Below are 15,644 nucleotides of genomic sequence, written 5' to 3'. Positions count from 1 at the left end.
CGGGCCAAACTGGCCATTGCCGGCGGGATCCGAGCCGGCTGAAAGAGACTGCTGCGACTGGCAAGCGGGGGCAAGACATTCCCGCCCCGTCCCCGTTCTCTGCTAGAGTTCACTGCGGGGACTGGCTGGCGGGAGCGTCGCGGAATGGACGTCGCGCAGTGGCTTCAAGATCTCGGCCTTCCCGATTACGCGGTGCTGTTCCGCGAGCAGGCCATTGATGCCGACGTGCTGCCGTCGCTCACCGACGCCAACTTCGAGAAGCTTGGTCTGCCGCTCGGGCACCGAAAAAAGCTCCTAACAGCGATTGCTACCCTGGAGGCCTCGCCGTCGTCCACCGCCTCAATCCGGCGGCCCTCCCACGCGGAACGCCGCCAGCTCACGCTGATGTTCGTCGACCTTGTCGGCTCGACGTCCCTTTCCGCGCGGCTCGATCCTGAGGACATGCGGGAGACGCTGACTGCCTACCAGAACGCCGTTGCGGGCGAGATCGCACGCTTCGACGGACACCTTGCCAAGTTCATGGGTGACGGCGTGCTGGCCTACTTCGGCTGGCCGCACGCGCACGAGGACGAGGCTGAGAGAGCGGTGACAGCCGGCCTCGCGATTGTCGAGGCTGTGGACCGCCTGCGGTCTCCAGACGGCCGGCCACTTGCCGCGCGGGTTGGGATCGCGACAGGCCTCGTCGTCGTAGGTGATCTCCTCGGCACGGGCGCGGCGCAGGAGGAAGCGGTCGTCGGCGACACCCCGAACCTCGCCGCCCGCCTGCAGGCCGTGGCCGGGAGCGGCGAAGTCGTCGTCGCTGAGCAAACACGGCGCCTGATCGGCGGCCTGTTCGAGGTCGAGGACCTCGGACCATGCGAGCTGCGGGGCTTCGGAGAACCGATCAACGCTTGGCGGATCGTCCGGACGGGCCCAGCGGAGAGCCGCTTCGAGGCACTCCACACGGCGGGCCTTAGCCCGCTCGTTGGGCGAGAGCAGGAATTGGAACTTCTCCTCGAGCGCTGGCACCTCGCCAAGAGCGGCGAGGGTCAGGCGATGTTTCTTGCCGGGGAAGCCGGGATCGGCAAGTCGCGACTCATCGAGGCGCTCCGAGAGCGGATCGCCGACGAGCCGCACACTCGGATCTCCCACCGTGCCTCGCCGTACCACGCCAATACCGTGCTCTGGCCATTCATCGACCAGCTCGAGCGAGCGGCGGCATTCGAGCGTGACGACACGCCTCCGATGCGGCTCTCCAAGCTCGTGTCTTTGCTTGCCCAAGGGACCGACGATCTCACCGAAGCCGTCCCACTCATTGCGGCTCTCCTCGGCATACCGATGGACGGTCGATACCCGCCGCTCGACCTCTCGCCGCAGACCCAGAAGCGGAAGACACTGGAGGTGCTTCTCGCACAGCTCGAAGGCCTGGCCCGACGGCGGCCAGTTCTGTCAGTGCTTGAGGACGCGCACTGGTTCGATCCGACATCGATCGAACTCCTCGGGCTGATCTTGGAACGGGCCCAGCGCCTGCAGGTGCTCGTTATCATCACGTTCCGGCTGGAGATGACGCCGCGCTGGCCGTCCTTCCCGCATGTAACGGCCTTGACGCTCAATCGCCTCGCGCGCCGGACAGCGGCGGCTCTTGTCGAGCAAACGTCAGGTGGGCGCCGCCTTCCTCCGGCAGTGGTGGACGAGATTGTCGCGAAGACCGAAGGCGTTCCGATCTTCATCGAAGAACTCACCAAGTCCGTGCTGGAGTCAGGCATGCTGCGCAACACGCCCGAGGGTCTCGCGCCGGTCGCGTCGCGTGGCGTGCTTGCCATTCCGGCGAGCCTGCAGGACTCTCTCATGGCTCGCCTCGATCACCTGGCTTCGGCCAAGGATTTGGTCCAGGTCGGCGCCGCCATCGGCCGTGAGTTCACCTACGAGCTCCTCGATGCAGTCGCTGCACGAGAACCGGCAGATCTTGACCAGGCGCTTGCCCGGCTCGTGAAGTCAGAGCTCGTCTTTCAGCGCGGCACGCCGCCCGAGGCGGTCTATGCGTTCAAGCATGCGCTGGTCCAGGACGTCGCCTACGCCTCGATGCTTAAGAGCCGACGGAGCGAGCTCCACGGCCGGATTGCCGCCGTCCTTGAGGCGCGGTTCGCCGACCTTGTCGCGCGTCAGCCCGAGCTCCTTGCGCACCATCTGACCGCAGCCGGGCTTGCCGATCGGGCGATCGACTTTTGGTTAAGGGCGGGACAGCTGGCGGCTGGCCGATCGGCGAACAGGGAGGCGATAAGTCATATGACCACGGCCCTCGAGATGCTCGGGAACCGCCCGTCCACCGATGAGCAGTTGCGCCGCGAGCTTGAGGTGCAGATTGCACTGGGGCCCCCGCTGACCGCAACAAGAGGATTTGGCGCTCCAGAGGTCGAGACGGCACACGCCCGAGCGGAGCATCTCGCGCGACGGTACGGACACCGTCGCCACCTCGCCAGGGCGTTGCGCGGCCTGTGCTATGTGCATCACGTACGCGGTCACATCCTGCGCACGAGCGAGCTGTGCAACGAGCTCGTCGACCTGGCCAAGCAAGGCGACGATCTCGTGATGCAGGCCGACGCGCACAATGCCCTGGCGTTCAATCTGTTCCACCAGGGCGAGCACCGATCAGCGCGCGAGCACTTGGAGATCAGCAGTACAAAGATCCTGCATGCCGGCGATCCCGCCGATGCCTTGTCGCGCGGCGTCAACATTCACGTCTTCGGCCGTGCCTATACCGCTCATGTCGACTGGCATCTTGGGTTCGCGGACACCGCGCTTGGGGCCGCGCAGGATGCGATCGATCTCGCCCATCGACGCGTCCACCCGTTTAGCTCGGCTGTGGCACTCGCCTACGCGGCGATGCTGCACCAGTTCCGTCGCGAGCCGACGGAAGTCCGCGCTCGTGCCGACGCGGCCCGCTCAATCTGCACCGACCACGGGTTCAGCTATTATCACGCCTGGGCCGCGATCATGAACGGCTGGGCTGTCGCGGAGGAGGGCGACGTCGAGGACGCTATTGCACGCGTGCGCGTTGGTGTGCGGGACCTGCGGGCCACCGGGGCTGAGCTGCGTTTGCCGCACTATTTGGGGATCCTTGCTGACCTTTACCTCCGAGCGCAACGGCTCGAGGACGCGACCGTCACTCTCGCCGAGGCGCGGGCTGTCGCCGAGCGCAATGCGGAGCACTGGGCCGACGCCAGCCTGCACCTGCTCGAGGGCGATCTCGCGCTGGCAATCGGTGACCAAGCGGAGGCGGAACGCTGCCTCCGGCGAGCCATGGAGAGTGCGCAAGCCCAAAATGCCCGCACACTTCTCCTACGGGGCAGTACAAGGCTCGCGCGGCTTCTGGCGGAGTGCGCTCGACGAGCCGAAGCCTACGATGAACTCGCCAAGGTCTACGGCTCGTTCACTGAGGGCTTCGAAACCGTCGATTCCCGCGAGGCCAGAGCGGTCCTCGATGGCATTTAACTGCGATTGGATCGGTGTGTACCGAAAACCTTATCCGAGTTGATGACGTGATGGAATCACCTAAGCCGCGAGAACGATCGGGTTGCCCCGCTTCGCTCTAGCCTCCTGGCCTCACTATTCAAGACGCAGTTGCACCTTGAGGCTGAGAACGGTGTGCTTAGACATCAGTTGATTGTTGTGAGGCGTAGTGTCGCGTCCGGTTCGCGAACATTGATCGCTGGTTCTTTCTGTATCGTGGTAAAGCAGTCGAGTAGGTTGAAGCCGTATTGCTCTTGCGGAGCGGCTCATATCGTTCGCGATCTCTGCCGTCCCGCGGTCAAACACCGTTTCAGGGAGGAAGGGATGTCGCTAGGTCGTCGGGATTTCCTTTTGGCTGCCGGAAGCGCCATGGCCGGGCTCGTTGGCGCGTCATGGAATGGAGGTTGTGCCCAAGCTCGCGCACCAATCTCAAAAAGTCAGGTGCCAGGATTCTATCGGTTCAGTCTCGGACAGTTCCAACTCACGGTCGTAAGCGACGGGACAATTGCTTTTCCAGCGGAGACGCTCTGGCCAGAAGCGACCAAAGCGGAACGCGACGCGGTCCTTGTGTCGGACTTCCAGCCGACGGACAAATCTACGCTCCAGGTGAATGTGTTGGCCGTGAATACGGGCGATCGCCTTGTGCTCATCGACGCAGGCTCCCGCGGCAAGATGCAGCCAACCGCGGGCCGTCTACTCCAGAACCTAGCGGCCGCCGAAATCAAGCCAGAGGAGGTCGACACGATCCTCATCACGCATGCCCATCCGGATCACCTTTGGGGGGTCGCTAACGCGAGTGACACCGAGCGGACCTTTCCAAACGCCGAATATGTAATCGGCGAAGCGGAATTGAACTTCTGGATGCAGCCTCAACACCCGTTGGAAAGTCATGCTACATGGGGCGGCATTTATCGCCAGAACATGATAACGCTCGCGACAATCAATGATCGCATCCGGACTGTGAAGCCAGACGGCGAAGTGGTCTCGGGCATCACGGCGTTAGCCACACCCGGGCACACGCCCGGGCACACTTCGGTGCAGATCGCGTCCGGTTCTAACCAGCTTCTCTGTAGTGCAGACGTTGTTGGGAACCGCGCTGTCGCCTTCCAACACCCCGACTGGCGCGGCGGGTTCGACTTGGATCTCGACCAAGGCGCGAAGACGCGCCGAGCCTTCCTGGATCGATGTGCGAGTGAGAAGGTCATGATCTCGACCTACCACCTCCCGTTCCCCGGAGTTGGCCATGTCGTTCGCACCGGCACAGCGTTCGGCTGGCTTCCAAGCGATTGGCGCTGGGAGGGCGTAAGCCCCACTTAAGGCCGCCTAGCCAGAGCGTTCCTTCGTTCCAAGCAACAAGAACGCTCGGACAAGACCCGGGGGCGTCCTTGAACCGCGCGACAGACGTGATCGTCTACGAGTGGAGCGGCCTGATGTTCTGGTTGACGCGGAAGAAGTTCGTCGGGTCGTATTTTTCCTTCAAGGCGACAAGGCGATCATAGTTGTCGCCATAGGTGGCCTTGAGCCGGCTGTCGTCCCCATCGTCCATCATGAAATTCACATAGCCGCCGTCAGCCGAGTAAGGATGCACGGCCTCCCAGTATCCCTTGGTCCAGCGTGTGATCTCGCCCGCCTTTTGCGGATTGGGATCGATGCCGGCGATGACCATCGACCAAGTCGCATCGCGCGTGTTCCAGGCGGTATCGCTCTTGCCGACGCGACGGACAGCGCCGTCGATCGGATAAAGATGCATGAGCGAGAGCGTGCTCGGCAGTTTCTGTGCCTGGGCGATATGGGCGTCAATCGCTTCGTCGGTCAGCTCTTTCACGAAATCGCCGCGCCAGTACCATTGCAGGCCTTTCGGAAGGAACGGATCGAACATGGACTGGAGGGCCGGATAGGGCATTTCGCCCATCCAGTTGAAGAGCGGCGGGGGCAGCTCACCGAGCAACTTGGCCATGGCCGCCTGACCATCTTCTGCCGGACCATTGTAGCAGGCAATGACGGCGCACGCGCGCTTGCCCTGATGCTCTGCCGGGAACGGGTCCACCGCTGGAACAGTCTTCAAGCCGACAAAGGCCCCGAGCTCCTCGGGAGCGCCAGCCAGGAAATCCCTGTACTTCTGCATGACGGTCCGGGCATTTTCGAGATCCCAGAAGACGGGACCGGCATAGACCATGCTCACCGGATGAGCCTGAAACAGGAAGCTCGTGACGATGCCGAAATTGCCACCGCCGCCGCGCAGACCCCAGTATAGGTCCGCGTTCTGTGATTTGTTCGCGGTGACAATACGACCGTCGGCGAGCACGACATCCGCCTCAAGCAGATTGTCGATGGTAAGGCCATGCTTGCGGGTGAGGTATCCGGTGCCGCCGCCAAGTGTGAGACCTGCGATACCAGTCGTCGAGACAATGCCGGCCGGCACGGCGAGCCCATAGACATGCGTCGCATGGTCGACATCGCCCTGTGTGCAGCCGGGGCCGACGCGGACGGTGCAGGCGGTGGGATCGACCCGCACGCCTTTCATCATCGACATGTCGATCATCAGCCCGTCCTCGACACTACCAAGGCCCGGCCCGTTGTGTCCGCCTCCGCGAATCGCGACTTGGATACCATTTTGCCTTGCAAAATTGACCGCAGCGACAACGTCAGCAACGTCGGCACATCGCGCAATCATCACGGGACTCTTATCTATCATCCCATTGTAGAGGCTCCGCACAGCGTCATAATCGGCGTCCATTCGCCTGACGACCGGGCCGCGCATGTTGCCGATGAAGGTTTCGGTGGACATAGCTTGCATGAGGTCCTCCTGTTCCACACAATGATCGGCTAATTGAGCCTGAGGTTACCTTCTGCTTAGAAGCGATACTGATCATACCTGATCTAGTGCTGTGTCCCACGTGGCATCTTACCACTCCCCCAAGCTGCTCGCCCGCCGCCGACGACGCGATAGCGGTCAGCAACGAGGGTTCTATGATCCGCCCTTTTGCAGCTGCTCACTTCCGTTGTTGGCACCTTTCGGACATGCTGCCGCAGTCGCCTCATGTCTGTTGTTGGGGGGAGAACGGAAGTCGCGTTTCGGGGCCGTCAGGACGACCCGAAGCGGACACTCGGTCGGGGCTGGGCTACTTGGCGAGATCGGATCAAGGCCGTCATCTATCGTCGCTGAAGTCGGCTTCCCGCTTGGCCAAAGGCTTGACCGCCGCCGGGGTCGGCATAGCCTCCACCGCCATCATTGGTCTTTACTGGAACTAGCTCGGTCGGATTTCATCACGCCAGTTTAGTTCAGTATGCCCAAGCACGTGGGAGAATTGTGCCATGCCGAAGCGCTCTTCCATAGGCAAGCGTCGGAGCAAAGCCTTACCCGCCTTAGGGTTTGCCGGCATGTCTCTCTCGATGGCAAGCGGTGCGTGCGCCTCAACTAGCGAAGCGTCGGCGAATACATCACCGCCCTCGCAGAAGCACGAAATCTTTCATGGTGAGGAGGAGATCTCCGACGTCAGTTTGGCGACGTTCTATGTCTTCGACAAGGAAAATGCTGGACCATCACCGCTCTTCCAAAAACTAAGGCTGGCCGCCGGATGCGGTGCCGGCTGTGGCTGTAGCTTCGGCTGTGCCTACTGGCCGCAACCTCCGCAGCCTCCAAAGGCAACGCAGCCGACACAGCATCGAAAGAAGAAGCCTCCGCACCGCACGAACTAAATGGCGTCCGGCACAGCCGCCTCATTCAAGCTTTTACGCGACAGGCTTACAACGTCCTAGAGTCCTCACCGTCAAAATCGAACTGATGTCTGCTTGTGGCACTTTTCGGAAGTAGCGAGGCAAGTCAGCGATGTCGGTTCACCGGGGGCAAGCGGACGTCGCGGACCCATCTCGGAAGTAGGCCCTAGTCCAGCAGCGGCCCGATATGCTTTGATGCGTGGGCTGGGACTGAGACGCATGGGTGCCTCATGTACATAGTCATTCGAAAGTACACCAAGGTTCGTTCGGTTGCGGATGCTGCTCGCCGCGCCAAAAGCGGCATCGGTCAGATCCTAAGGGAATCGCACGGATTCAGATCTTATTATGTACTGGATGGGGGCGAAGGCGTCGGTGTCGCTGTGATGATATTCGAGGACCGCGAAAGCGCCAATGCGGCGAACGATAAAGTACTGGAGTTTGTTCAAGCAAGCCTGCTTGACCTTAATCTTGGAGACCCCGAAATGATCGCCGGGGAAGTTTTGGTGAATATAGAATCTGATGCATAATTGTTCGTAGAGGCTACTCATCAGCGACGTGCGCAAGCACGGCGTCGAGAGGCGGCCGTAGCGTTCGCCAATAAGAAAAGTCGTGTTCACTTTGACCTTTGCGCGTGAACGCTAGGTCTTCGCCCAGAAAACTGTCCAGAGGAGCGCACGCGCGATGTCGCCTGTTGGGCACGAAACGGACCAGTCGGCCCGGTCTGACGATGTCCATTGATCGGGTGCCGGGTAAGGCGGACTCTCGGCGAATGGCTCTCCACTTCAGAGTTTGACCCAAAGCGGACTTGAGACGGCTATTTTTTTGCGCCTGCTGTCGATGATCTTTTGCAGCCGCCACGCCCCGAAATATGCCATCGCGACTACGCCGCCGATAACGGTCCAAAACTGTTTGCGGAATGCGGGGTCTATCAAAGGCTCCTGTTGAGGCGCAGTGCCCGCCCACAAGCCGCCGAAAAGCGGGAATAGAAAAATACCGATGACACATGCAATCAAGAAGAAAGCAAACTTGGGCCAGACCGTTTTGAAACGGTGGCCAGCCCAAAATGAGATAGAAAGCGAAACGGTCATGCAAACAACCGTCGCCGTCCAAACGCCTTGCTCGACCACGTCTATTCTCCGAAGCCGCGCCAGGGTGACGTTGCAGCCGATAACGAGCGCAACAGTCGCAACGAAAATGTAGTCTGCGGATAACAAATTCTGAGCCTTTCTTTTAAGAAATAGAGGCTTTGGTGGAACCCCAAGGCGGCCTCAGTTAGCTGTCCATATTTAATGCGCAAGGCGGCGCGCGCCGCTCTTAAATCTGTATAGCACGTAGAAGTTGAAATCTATGGAGCGACACCGTCGACAAGATAAATCGAGCAAGGTTGGTTGACTTCCGGTTATGGCACCAAACGGACATGACGCCGCAGCGCCCGCATGTCCCTTGTTGAGGGATGAACAGACCTAGCTCAGACGCGCCCCGAGGTCCGAGTCTGACCCCGAGGCGACATCGATGTCGTATGTAAGCAACCTCGTTTCCTTCGACACGCGTTCCATGACGCTGCCGCGGCGATGTGCTGCGCGAACAATCCTACTCTCGCGGACTTGATTTCTGCAGGCGGGTTACCGGACTCACAACGGGCTCTGCATCGGGCAGGCGGGTTATGCGCCAATTGAAATCGTATGTGCTGCTGTCGCCACCGCCTGTAACGAGACTGCCCTGCACTTTGGATTCGCCAACCTGCAGTTTCAATAGTTCTTCCATGGAGTATGTCACCGTGTGGGAGCCAAGCAGATCATCTTCGGAATGAGGTTCGGGTCTCCCGCCCGGCACGGTCCCATGGTCAAAACAAGAAACAACAGGGGGGCAGTCGTCCTTCTCGTAAAGCCAAACCGTGAAGGAAATCGGACCGGGAGCGCCGGCGTTGGAGCAGCTCCAGCGATCGACGGGGTTCGACCTGCCACCGCCGGCGTCAAGCGTAGTCGGCCCACTCACGCCAGCGATCGGAAGAATGCAGTTCTCATCCGATGGAATGTCCCTTCGTTCGCCTGAGTCAACACCCCAGAATATTTGGCTATAGGTGGCGATCTGCCGGTCGGGGACGTGGATGGCCACGTAGACTTCGTCGTGACCAGTCCAATCAAACCACCCGGTCTCGTCGACAGCGTCGAAGCTGACCGCTTCAACCTTGAAGCGTGCCAAAGCGCCCGGCGTCACGTTCGACGGCTGCGCCACGTTCGATGGCTGTGCTTGGGCGCCAGCGCCAATAATAGCGAGTAGAAGTAAGGCGCTGACGGTACCAGTGATGACCGTCTTCATATTTCACCTCCATGGTTGCGGGCGCTCACCCCTTCTGCCGCGCTGCGGCAACGAGAGTGCCCAAGGTCTATGATGTTCGAATATCGCTCGACCCATCTCGTTGCGGCTGCGGCCTGGATCACACTCGCTTACGGATCACAGTAATTTGCTAGTGTCCGGCCGTTGGATCCCTTCGGCGTGTCCGCAATTTGAAAAGATTTGCCTGCTTCAGTGAGTTTGAATTGACGCAAACGGAGCAGGCCAAAGCCCTTGGGAGTTCCCGGTTCGCCGACCATTGGATTTCGTGTCCGGCAAGTCTTGTTGAAGAGCTTTGGGCAATCGACCGACGCTGGCGCGCGTGGTCCACCACTTCCGCTGTTGGCACTAAACGGACCTGACCGGCTGGTCTGGCGATGTCCGCTCCTGAGGGTAGAACGGACTTGCCAAGGAAGCAGGGTCACTTCCGAGTTTGACCCATCTGCGACATAAGCTGGTTTGAAATCTTGCAGCGCAGCAGTCTCACGCCCCTGCTGAGGTATGCTATCCTTTCGGTCCGAAGCACGGGAGAGCAGGCCCTGCTTCATTCATGACTGCCGACGAGGTGGTCGAATGAAACGTCGCGAGTTCGTCTCTTTGATTGGTGGCGCGGCGGCTTGGCCGATCGCGGCGCGGGCTCAGCGATCCGGCGCGATGCGGCGCATCGTCGTTGTGGGTGCGCTCGCCCCAGACGACGTCGAAACAGTCAAGCGCAGCGCGGCATTCGAGCAAGCGCTCACTGCATTAGGTTGGACGAAAGGTGAAACCATTGCGATCGACTATCATTGGATTGCCAATGATACCGCGCTCGCGCGAAAAACCGCAGTTGAGGTGGTCGCGCTCGCGCCCGACGTCCTTCTCGGGTCCAGCAACATTGTGATTGAGCAGCTGTCGAAGGCGACGGCCACCATTCCAATCGTGATGGTGCAGGTCGTCGATCCAGTCGGGTCAGGCTATATCGAGAGCATGGCGAGGCCCGGCGGCAATATCACGGGCTTCACACAGTTCGAGTACAGCCTCGCTGGTAAGTGGCTCGACTTGCTGCTCGAGATTGCGCCGGGCACCGCGCGGGTCGCTGTACTACGCGACCCGACGCGCGGCCCCGGGATCGGGCAGTTTGCGGTGATCCAGGCGATGGCGCCCGCACGGGGGGTGGAGCCCATTCCGATCAACCCTGTCGACGTTACTAACATGGAGCGCCAGATAACGGCATTCGCGAGCGTTCCCAACGGAGGAATGATCGCGACCGTGGCAGCCGGCGCCGCACGCCGCGCGGCATTTATTGCCGCAGCCAACAAGAACCACTTACCGGCGACTTATCCCTACCGCTACTATGTCGCCGACGGCGGTCTCGTTTCCTATGGTCCCGACACGGTCGACCAGTACCGACGTGCGGCCAGCTATATCGATCGCATTCTCAAGGGAGAAAAGCCGGCTAATCTCCCAGTGCAGGGGCCGATCAAATATGAACTGACGATCAACCTCAAGACAGCTCAGACGTTGGGGCTCACGGTGCCGCATTCAATCCTCCTCCGAGCGGACGAGGTGATCGAATAAGGCTAGTAATTGCTGCGATGCATGAGTCCGAAAGTGGCACTTTTCGGACATGCCGACGGAGGGCAACGATGTCTGTTCATCGGGGTGGAGCGGAAGTGACCGGCCGAAGCTCAAAATGGCGCTTTTGACCCCCGCAACGGACATCAGCCGCGAAAGACCAGGGATCACAAATTGATCCAGATTCAAGTCAATCCTGACGAAACTAAAACCAGAATTCGCGATTCTTCTTTACCTAGATTCGATATTGCTAGGGACCTTTGCGTGGTTCGGAAGGAGTGACGGGGGGTGCTCGGATTCCTTTCCAGGCAAGTCATCTCTCCGAACCAAATTTCCGTGCGACTGGGAAATGTATCGTGTTCGTTCGGTACCAACTGACGGCCGGAACGCTTACACGTATGCCACTTGGCAGGCTCGGCGTGCTTTGGCGGTGGACGAAACAGACGAGCATGCCTTCTGGAATGCCGTCGTAGCCTCACTAAAGCCGCGCTAAGGCCGCCTCAGTTGGCGGCCTCTTTCATTCCGGAAATCGAGACCATCATGGCTGATGTGTTTAACGGTATCGACCGTTACCTGTTTCGCCATTTCACTTTTAGCCGCTCCGACTTCGCCTCGACCCACGCCAACGCGCTAACGAGGGGCTTTTGCAATATGGGTATGTCCTGCGCGATGAACAGCAGGCCGAGAGGCAGCATCCAGAGGCCCAAGACAGGTAAAAAACTAAAGAAACCTCCGAGAATGAGCAGCAATGCAACGACCAGACGAACTGCAAATGAGGACGGCTTGCGCAACCATCGAATGAACTGAGAGACCCTAATCGGCACTCGCCGATCAATCATCTCAAAGTACCTATTCAATTCCGCTTTTGTTGTTGTCATTCGTGTCCTCTTAAGCCTCGTACCTGATTACTCAGGTGGCTCTATCCCGCGTCACGGTAACGCTGCGGGTTGCCGAAAGGTCCCGGGACGCTGTGCGGCAAACTCAGCAAGGCACAGCCTTTGAGGACGTTGAGCGCACCAAGGAGGGCTGGTATCTGCGCAAGGTCGCGCATGTCGACCAATGCCCCGCAGACCGGGCAATTTCCGAAATGATCGGCCTCGGTGTCGGCAACGCCGTCAGGATCGAAGCTGCGTCGTTGATCGCGCGCCAGCTTCCGGCATCCCAATGCTTGTCCTGCCGCGACGGGTCGATGGTCAATCTCAGAGAACGGTTTTTTCAACGTAGGTATTGATATAGGTCCCGCCCGCTGTGCCTTGCGTTTCCCGCTTTTTGGCGGCTGCTCATTTTCGAGCGATGGCAGGGCCGATAATCGAAAGCTTCAGCCACTTCGTTGCCTCCATGACTGCTCCGATTGCTTCCGGCTGGAGCGGTGACGGAGCGTTACCGGTCGGCCAAACGGGCGGAGAAGGGGCGGATCCTCGACGCGCTGTGCGCGACGACGGGCTGGCATCGCAAGCATGCGGTGCGCGCACTCCGGCAACACGAGACGGTTGGGCCCGACCCGCCCACAGCCCCTCGCGTCGCGCAAGCCGGGAAAGCCACTTGGCGCGGTCGATCAGTCAATCGGATCACCAGCCGCAATGGCGCCATCAGGGTAACATTCCCAGATGAGGCAATACGGGGGTCAATTTTGGACGCCGATCCCCCGGCTTAGAGGGCAATATTTCAGGCCGAATGACAATCATGATTTGCGCAATCTCGATACCAGCCCCTTGGTAAGGGCAGCGAAAGGTCATGTTGTCGCACGACGGCGGTGGGGGGAAACTATAGCCGGACTGTCGGTTGATGTTCCGTGAACAACGGAGGCCTCGGAAATGAAGAAAGCAGCATTGGCGTTAGCGACCGCTGCCACCATCGGTGTCTCTGCCTTGGTGGCCCCGTCACCAGCTCAAGCGTGGCGAGGTGGTGGCTGGGGTGTTGGACTCGCGGCCGGACTAATTGGAGCGGCGGTGATTGGTGGCATAGCCTCCAGTGCCTACGCCTATGGCCCAGGTTACGGCTACTATGGCGGACCGGGTTACGGCTATTATGGCGGCTATGCCCCTGCGTATTACGGCGGCTACGCCCCAGCGTACTACAACTACGGCTACGCCCCCGCATACTACGGCGGGTACCGGTCGGGTTACTATGCTGGTCCCGGGTATCGGCGCGTTATTCGCCCCGCATACGCCTACTACGGACCTAGCTACTATCGCGGGTATCGCCATCGCTGGTGATCGCCATCCCGAGGACTTGCTGGTCGCTCTGCCGCAGGTTCAGCGTGCGGCAAGCCGACCAACGGCGCCAAGGCGAGAGGAACGCCCGATGTTTGGCATAAGGCGGCGCGAGTTCATATCGCTTATCGGGGGTGCGGCGACAGCTTGGCCGCTCGCGGCCCGCGCGCAGCGGCGCGCAAAGCCGGCGCGGATTGGATATCTGTCATCCAGCTCCCCGCCCGACATCTTTCTTGAGAGCTTCATTAGGGGAATGGGTGTTGTCGGCTATGGCGAGGGCCGCGACTTCGTCATCGAGGTTCGCTACGCTGGGCGGGATTACAACAAATTCCCCGCGTTGGCCGACGAATTGCTGCGTGCGCAAGTCGACGTCATCGTCGCTGGCGGCCCCGCTTTCCGGACTTGGCGACCGGGTACCGTACCGGTTCCGGTGGTGTTCCTGTTCAGCGGCGATCCGGTGGACGCCCGCATCGTCGCGAGCTTCGCGCGGCCGGGCGGCAACGTCACAGGCGTTTCACTCCTCTCGCTCGACCTTTCGATGAAGCGCGTCGACCTCCTAAAGCAAGCCATGCCGACCATGACTCGCGTGGCGGTTCTCTCCAATCTTTCGCATCCCGGCGAGGCGTCGGAACTGAGAGCAACGCGTGAGGCGGCGCGCGCTCTCGGGCTTGCCATCGAGCATTTCGATGTCGGGAGCGATGACGACTTCGAGCCGGCATTCGCCGTGATCGCGCAGGGCAAGTGTGACGGGCTAATCGCGTTTCCCGACGCGCTCAAGAATTTCAACCGCCAAAAGATCGTTGGGTTTGCATTACGGCGCCGCCTCCCGTCGATCTATGGCTGGAAGATGTACGCGGAAGCGGGCGGGCTGATGAGCTACGGACCCGTCCTGGATGATGTCTCTGTGCGGGTTGCGGTTTATGTGGACAAGACCCTGAAGGGGGTGAAGCCGGCAGACCTGCCGGTTGAGCAGCCAACCAAGCTAGAGATGGTCGTCAACCTCAAAACGGCCAAGGCGCTCGGGCTCGAAATACCGCCCGGAATGATCCTGGGCGCCGACGCGTTGCTCGAATGAAGCACCAAGAATTCAAGCACGTCATTTTGCTGCGATGCATGAGTCAGCTTCTGGCACTAAACGGACGTGGCGACCGGGCTGCTCGACGTCTGTTTATCAGGGGGCAGAGCGGACATCGAGTGACGCGCGACAACGTCCGAGTTCGGCCCTTTGCAATTGTTGGCCGTGCGAAATTTGCAACGTGGTGCCTATACCAAAAACCCCTGCGTGACCGATCCAAATAAGCCCTGCGAAATCAGAGTCGATCTTCTCACTTCCGTCTATACGAAAAACACTTGATTACGCCCGGCCCGACAACGGTTAATCCCGCATTAACACGGATGCTGCATTCGTTACGGGCATGCGGGGTTCGTGGTGACATACATAACCGACAACGATTCCTATGAAACGGCCGACGAGGAACCCAAATCCGGGGTGCTACGTCCGATTCTCGTTTTCATCGTGCTTGCGGCAACAGGCATCGCATCCGGATTTCTTTGGCGAGCCTATGGCCGTGATGTTTCGGTAATTTCGCTCGTCGCGTCGGTGACGGGATCGGCCTCATCCGCCGCCGAGAAGCCGGTTCGGCAAAGTGACTTCGAGGCCCTTCGGCAACAGGTCGCGGCCCTGCAGTCGACTGCAGGGCAGTTGGCGGCTCAGCAAGCGGAGATCAACCGACTCTCCGACCAGGTCTCGGCGCTTTCAGGAAAACTGGATCTGCTGCAGCGGCCGGTCACATCGGCACAGGCGGCAATCCCGTTGCCTGCACCGCACGGCGTCAGGCCGGTTCCGCGAAAGAAACCCGATCTAACCAAGCAAGCCGCGGTCAAACCGTCCGGCGCAGTCTCCACGGGCGGAGCGCCGCTCGCGCCGCCGCTGCAACTGTCTCGCTGACGATCGGCGATCGGCGATCGCCGCAATTCCCGCGAAATAACCCGGGACCGCACGGATTGGCGTCGGCCCAAAGCGTCTGGCTAACTGAGCGCGAAAGCGAGCAAGCTAGAGCAGAGCAGCACAAGGCCGGCCGCCGTCAGCGCAAGAAAACCGTCAGAAACAAAGTCGTGGTTGCGCATGATACACCTGCCATTCTCGACGCTCGTCCGAATTGATTAAAGATTTCGGAATCGGCTTTTTGAAAGAGGTGATGCGTGGCTCCCGATCAGGCCCTTGAGCGGAAGCCGTCAAAAGCATGGGCAAGGAAAATACCGGCGCTTATCACGCCCAAAAACGCCGTAACCGTCTCAATCATCGCAGTTCTTCCCGTTGCAGCCCGGGGCGGAGAG

The 15,644-nt window shown here is 60.3% G+C and carries 13 protein-coding genes; 8 read left to right on the top strand and 5 right to left on the bottom strand.

Features of this window, described 5'->3' with window-relative positions:
- Positions 1-144: 144 nt before the first annotated feature.
- The gene (locus B5527_RS20470) at positions 145-3,471 is read left to right on the top strand and encodes an ATP-binding protein (RefSeq protein ID WP_079603140.1); all 3,327 of its coding nucleotides are present in this window, start codon (positions 145-147) and stop codon (positions 3,469-3,471) included.
- A 342-nt stretch (positions 3,472-3,813) separates the two neighbouring features.
- Entirely contained in the window at positions 3,814-4,806 is a 993-nt protein-coding gene (locus B5527_RS20465; RefSeq protein ID WP_079603139.1) for an MBL fold metallo-hydrolase, read from the top strand.
- Between the two features lie 94 nt (positions 4,807-4,900).
- Here the strand turns inward: B5527_RS20465 and B5527_RS20460 are convergent, their stop codons facing one another.
- A complete protein-coding gene (locus tag B5527_RS20460) occupies positions 4,901-6,286 on the bottom strand; it encodes an FAD-binding oxidoreductase (RefSeq protein ID WP_079603138.1) in 1,386 nt (461 codons plus the stop codon).
- 518 nt (positions 6,287-6,804) lie between these two features.
- Between B5527_RS20460 and B5527_RS44280 the strand changes: the two genes are divergently transcribed.
- Together B5527_RS44280 and B5527_RS20455 are read left to right on the top strand one after the other, a co-directional pair.
- Positions 6,805-7,188, top strand: a complete 384-nt coding sequence (locus B5527_RS44280) for a hypothetical protein (protein WP_154072046.1) — start codon at positions 6,805-6,807, stop codon at positions 7,186-7,188.
- A 248-nt stretch (positions 7,189-7,436) separates the two neighbouring features.
- Positions 7,437-7,733 carry a hypothetical protein gene (locus B5527_RS20455; RefSeq protein WP_079603137.1) on the top strand — a complete coding sequence of 99 codons (297 nt, stop codon included), beginning with the start codon at positions 7,437-7,439 and terminating at the stop codon, positions 7,731-7,733.
- A 255-nt stretch (positions 7,734-7,988) separates the two neighbouring features.
- On the opposite strand, the gene B5527_RS20450 is transcribed toward B5527_RS20455, so the two are convergent.
- Both B5527_RS20450 and B5527_RS20445 read right to left on the bottom strand, forming a co-directional pair.
- Complete coding sequence (locus B5527_RS20450) at positions 7,989-8,333, bottom strand: hypothetical protein (RefSeq protein ID WP_154072407.1); 345 nt, start codon at positions 8,331-8,333, stop codon at positions 7,989-7,991.
- 463 nt (positions 8,334-8,796) lie between these two features.
- Positions 8,797-9,525, bottom strand: a complete 729-nt coding sequence (locus B5527_RS20445; RefSeq protein WP_079603135.1) for a hypothetical protein — start codon at positions 9,523-9,525, stop codon at positions 8,797-8,799.
- Positions 9,526-10,113: 588 nt separating this feature from the next.
- On the opposite strand from B5527_RS20445, the gene B5527_RS20440 reads away from it, so the two are divergent.
- Complete coding sequence (locus B5527_RS20440; protein WP_172842615.1) at positions 10,114-11,097, top strand: ABC transporter substrate-binding protein; 984 nt, start codon at positions 10,114-10,116, stop codon at positions 11,095-11,097.
- 566 nt (positions 11,098-11,663) lie between these two features.
- On the opposite strand, the gene B5527_RS20435 is transcribed toward B5527_RS20440, so the two are convergent.
- Both B5527_RS20435 and B5527_RS20430 read right to left on the bottom strand, forming a co-directional pair.
- Positions 11,664-11,972, bottom strand: a complete 309-nt coding sequence (locus tag B5527_RS20435) for a hypothetical protein (protein ID WP_079603133.1) — start codon at positions 11,970-11,972, stop codon at positions 11,664-11,666.
- Positions 11,973-12,013: 41 nt separating this feature from the next.
- Entirely contained in the window at positions 12,014-12,313 is a 300-nt protein-coding gene (locus B5527_RS20430) for a hypothetical protein (RefSeq protein WP_154072406.1), read from the bottom strand.
- A 730-nt stretch (positions 12,314-13,043) separates the two neighbouring features.
- On the opposite strand from B5527_RS20430, the gene B5527_RS20420 reads away from it, so the two are divergent.
- The 3 genes from B5527_RS20420 (at position 13,044) to B5527_RS20410 (ending at position 15,255) form a co-directional block, all read left to right on the top strand.
- Complete coding sequence (locus tag B5527_RS20420; protein WP_245332670.1) at positions 13,044-13,310, top strand: hypothetical protein; 267 nt, start codon at positions 13,044-13,046, stop codon at positions 13,308-13,310.
- An 88-nt stretch (positions 13,311-13,398) separates the two neighbouring features.
- On the top strand, positions 13,399-14,382 hold the full coding sequence (locus tag B5527_RS20415; protein WP_172842614.1) for an ABC transporter substrate-binding protein: 984 nt from the start codon (positions 13,399-13,401) through the stop codon (positions 14,380-14,382).
- A gap of 354 nt (positions 14,383-14,736) precedes the next feature.
- A complete protein-coding gene (locus tag B5527_RS20410; RefSeq protein WP_154072405.1) occupies positions 14,737-15,255 on the top strand; it encodes a hypothetical protein in 519 nt (172 codons plus the stop codon).
- Positions 15,256-15,644 lie beyond the last annotated feature (389 nt).

The organism is Bradyrhizobium erythrophlei (assembly GCF_900129425.1).
In the GTDB taxonomy this organism is placed as follows: Bacteria; Pseudomonadota; Alphaproteobacteria; order Rhizobiales; family Xanthobacteraceae; genus Bradyrhizobium; species Bradyrhizobium erythrophlei_C.
Note: the sequence above shows the minus strand (reverse complement) of the source record. Positions and strands in the feature narration are given on the sequence as shown.

Coding starts and splice junctions, on each gene's coding strand:
- B5527_RS20415 (WP_172842614.1), top strand. CDS start 13,399: ATGTTTGGCATAAGGCGGCGCGAGTTCATATCGCTTATCGGGGGTGCG.
- B5527_RS20445 (WP_079603135.1), bottom strand. CDS start 9,525: ATGAAGACGGTCATCACTGGTACCGTCAGCGCCTTACTTCTACTCGCT.
- B5527_RS44280 (WP_154072046.1), top strand. CDS start 6,805: ATGCCGAAGCGCTCTTCCATAGGCAAGCGTCGGAGCAAAGCCTTACCC.
- B5527_RS20435 (WP_079603133.1), bottom strand. CDS start 11,972: ATGACAACAACAAAAGCGGAATTGAATAGGTACTTTGAGATGATTGAT.
- B5527_RS20440 (WP_172842615.1), top strand. CDS start 10,114: ATGAAACGTCGCGAGTTCGTCTCTTTGATTGGTGGCGCGGCGGCTTGG.
- B5527_RS20460 (WP_079603138.1), bottom strand. CDS start 6,286: ATGCAAGCTATGTCCACCGAAACCTTCATCGGCAACATGCGCGGCCCG.
- B5527_RS20470 (WP_079603140.1), top strand. CDS start 145: ATGGACGTCGCGCAGTGGCTTCAAGATCTCGGCCTTCCCGATTACGCG.
- B5527_RS20455 (WP_079603137.1), top strand. CDS start 7,437: ATGTACATAGTCATTCGAAAGTACACCAAGGTTCGTTCGGTTGCGGAT.
- B5527_RS20465 (WP_079603139.1), top strand. CDS start 3,814: ATGTCGCTAGGTCGTCGGGATTTCCTTTTGGCTGCCGGAAGCGCCATG.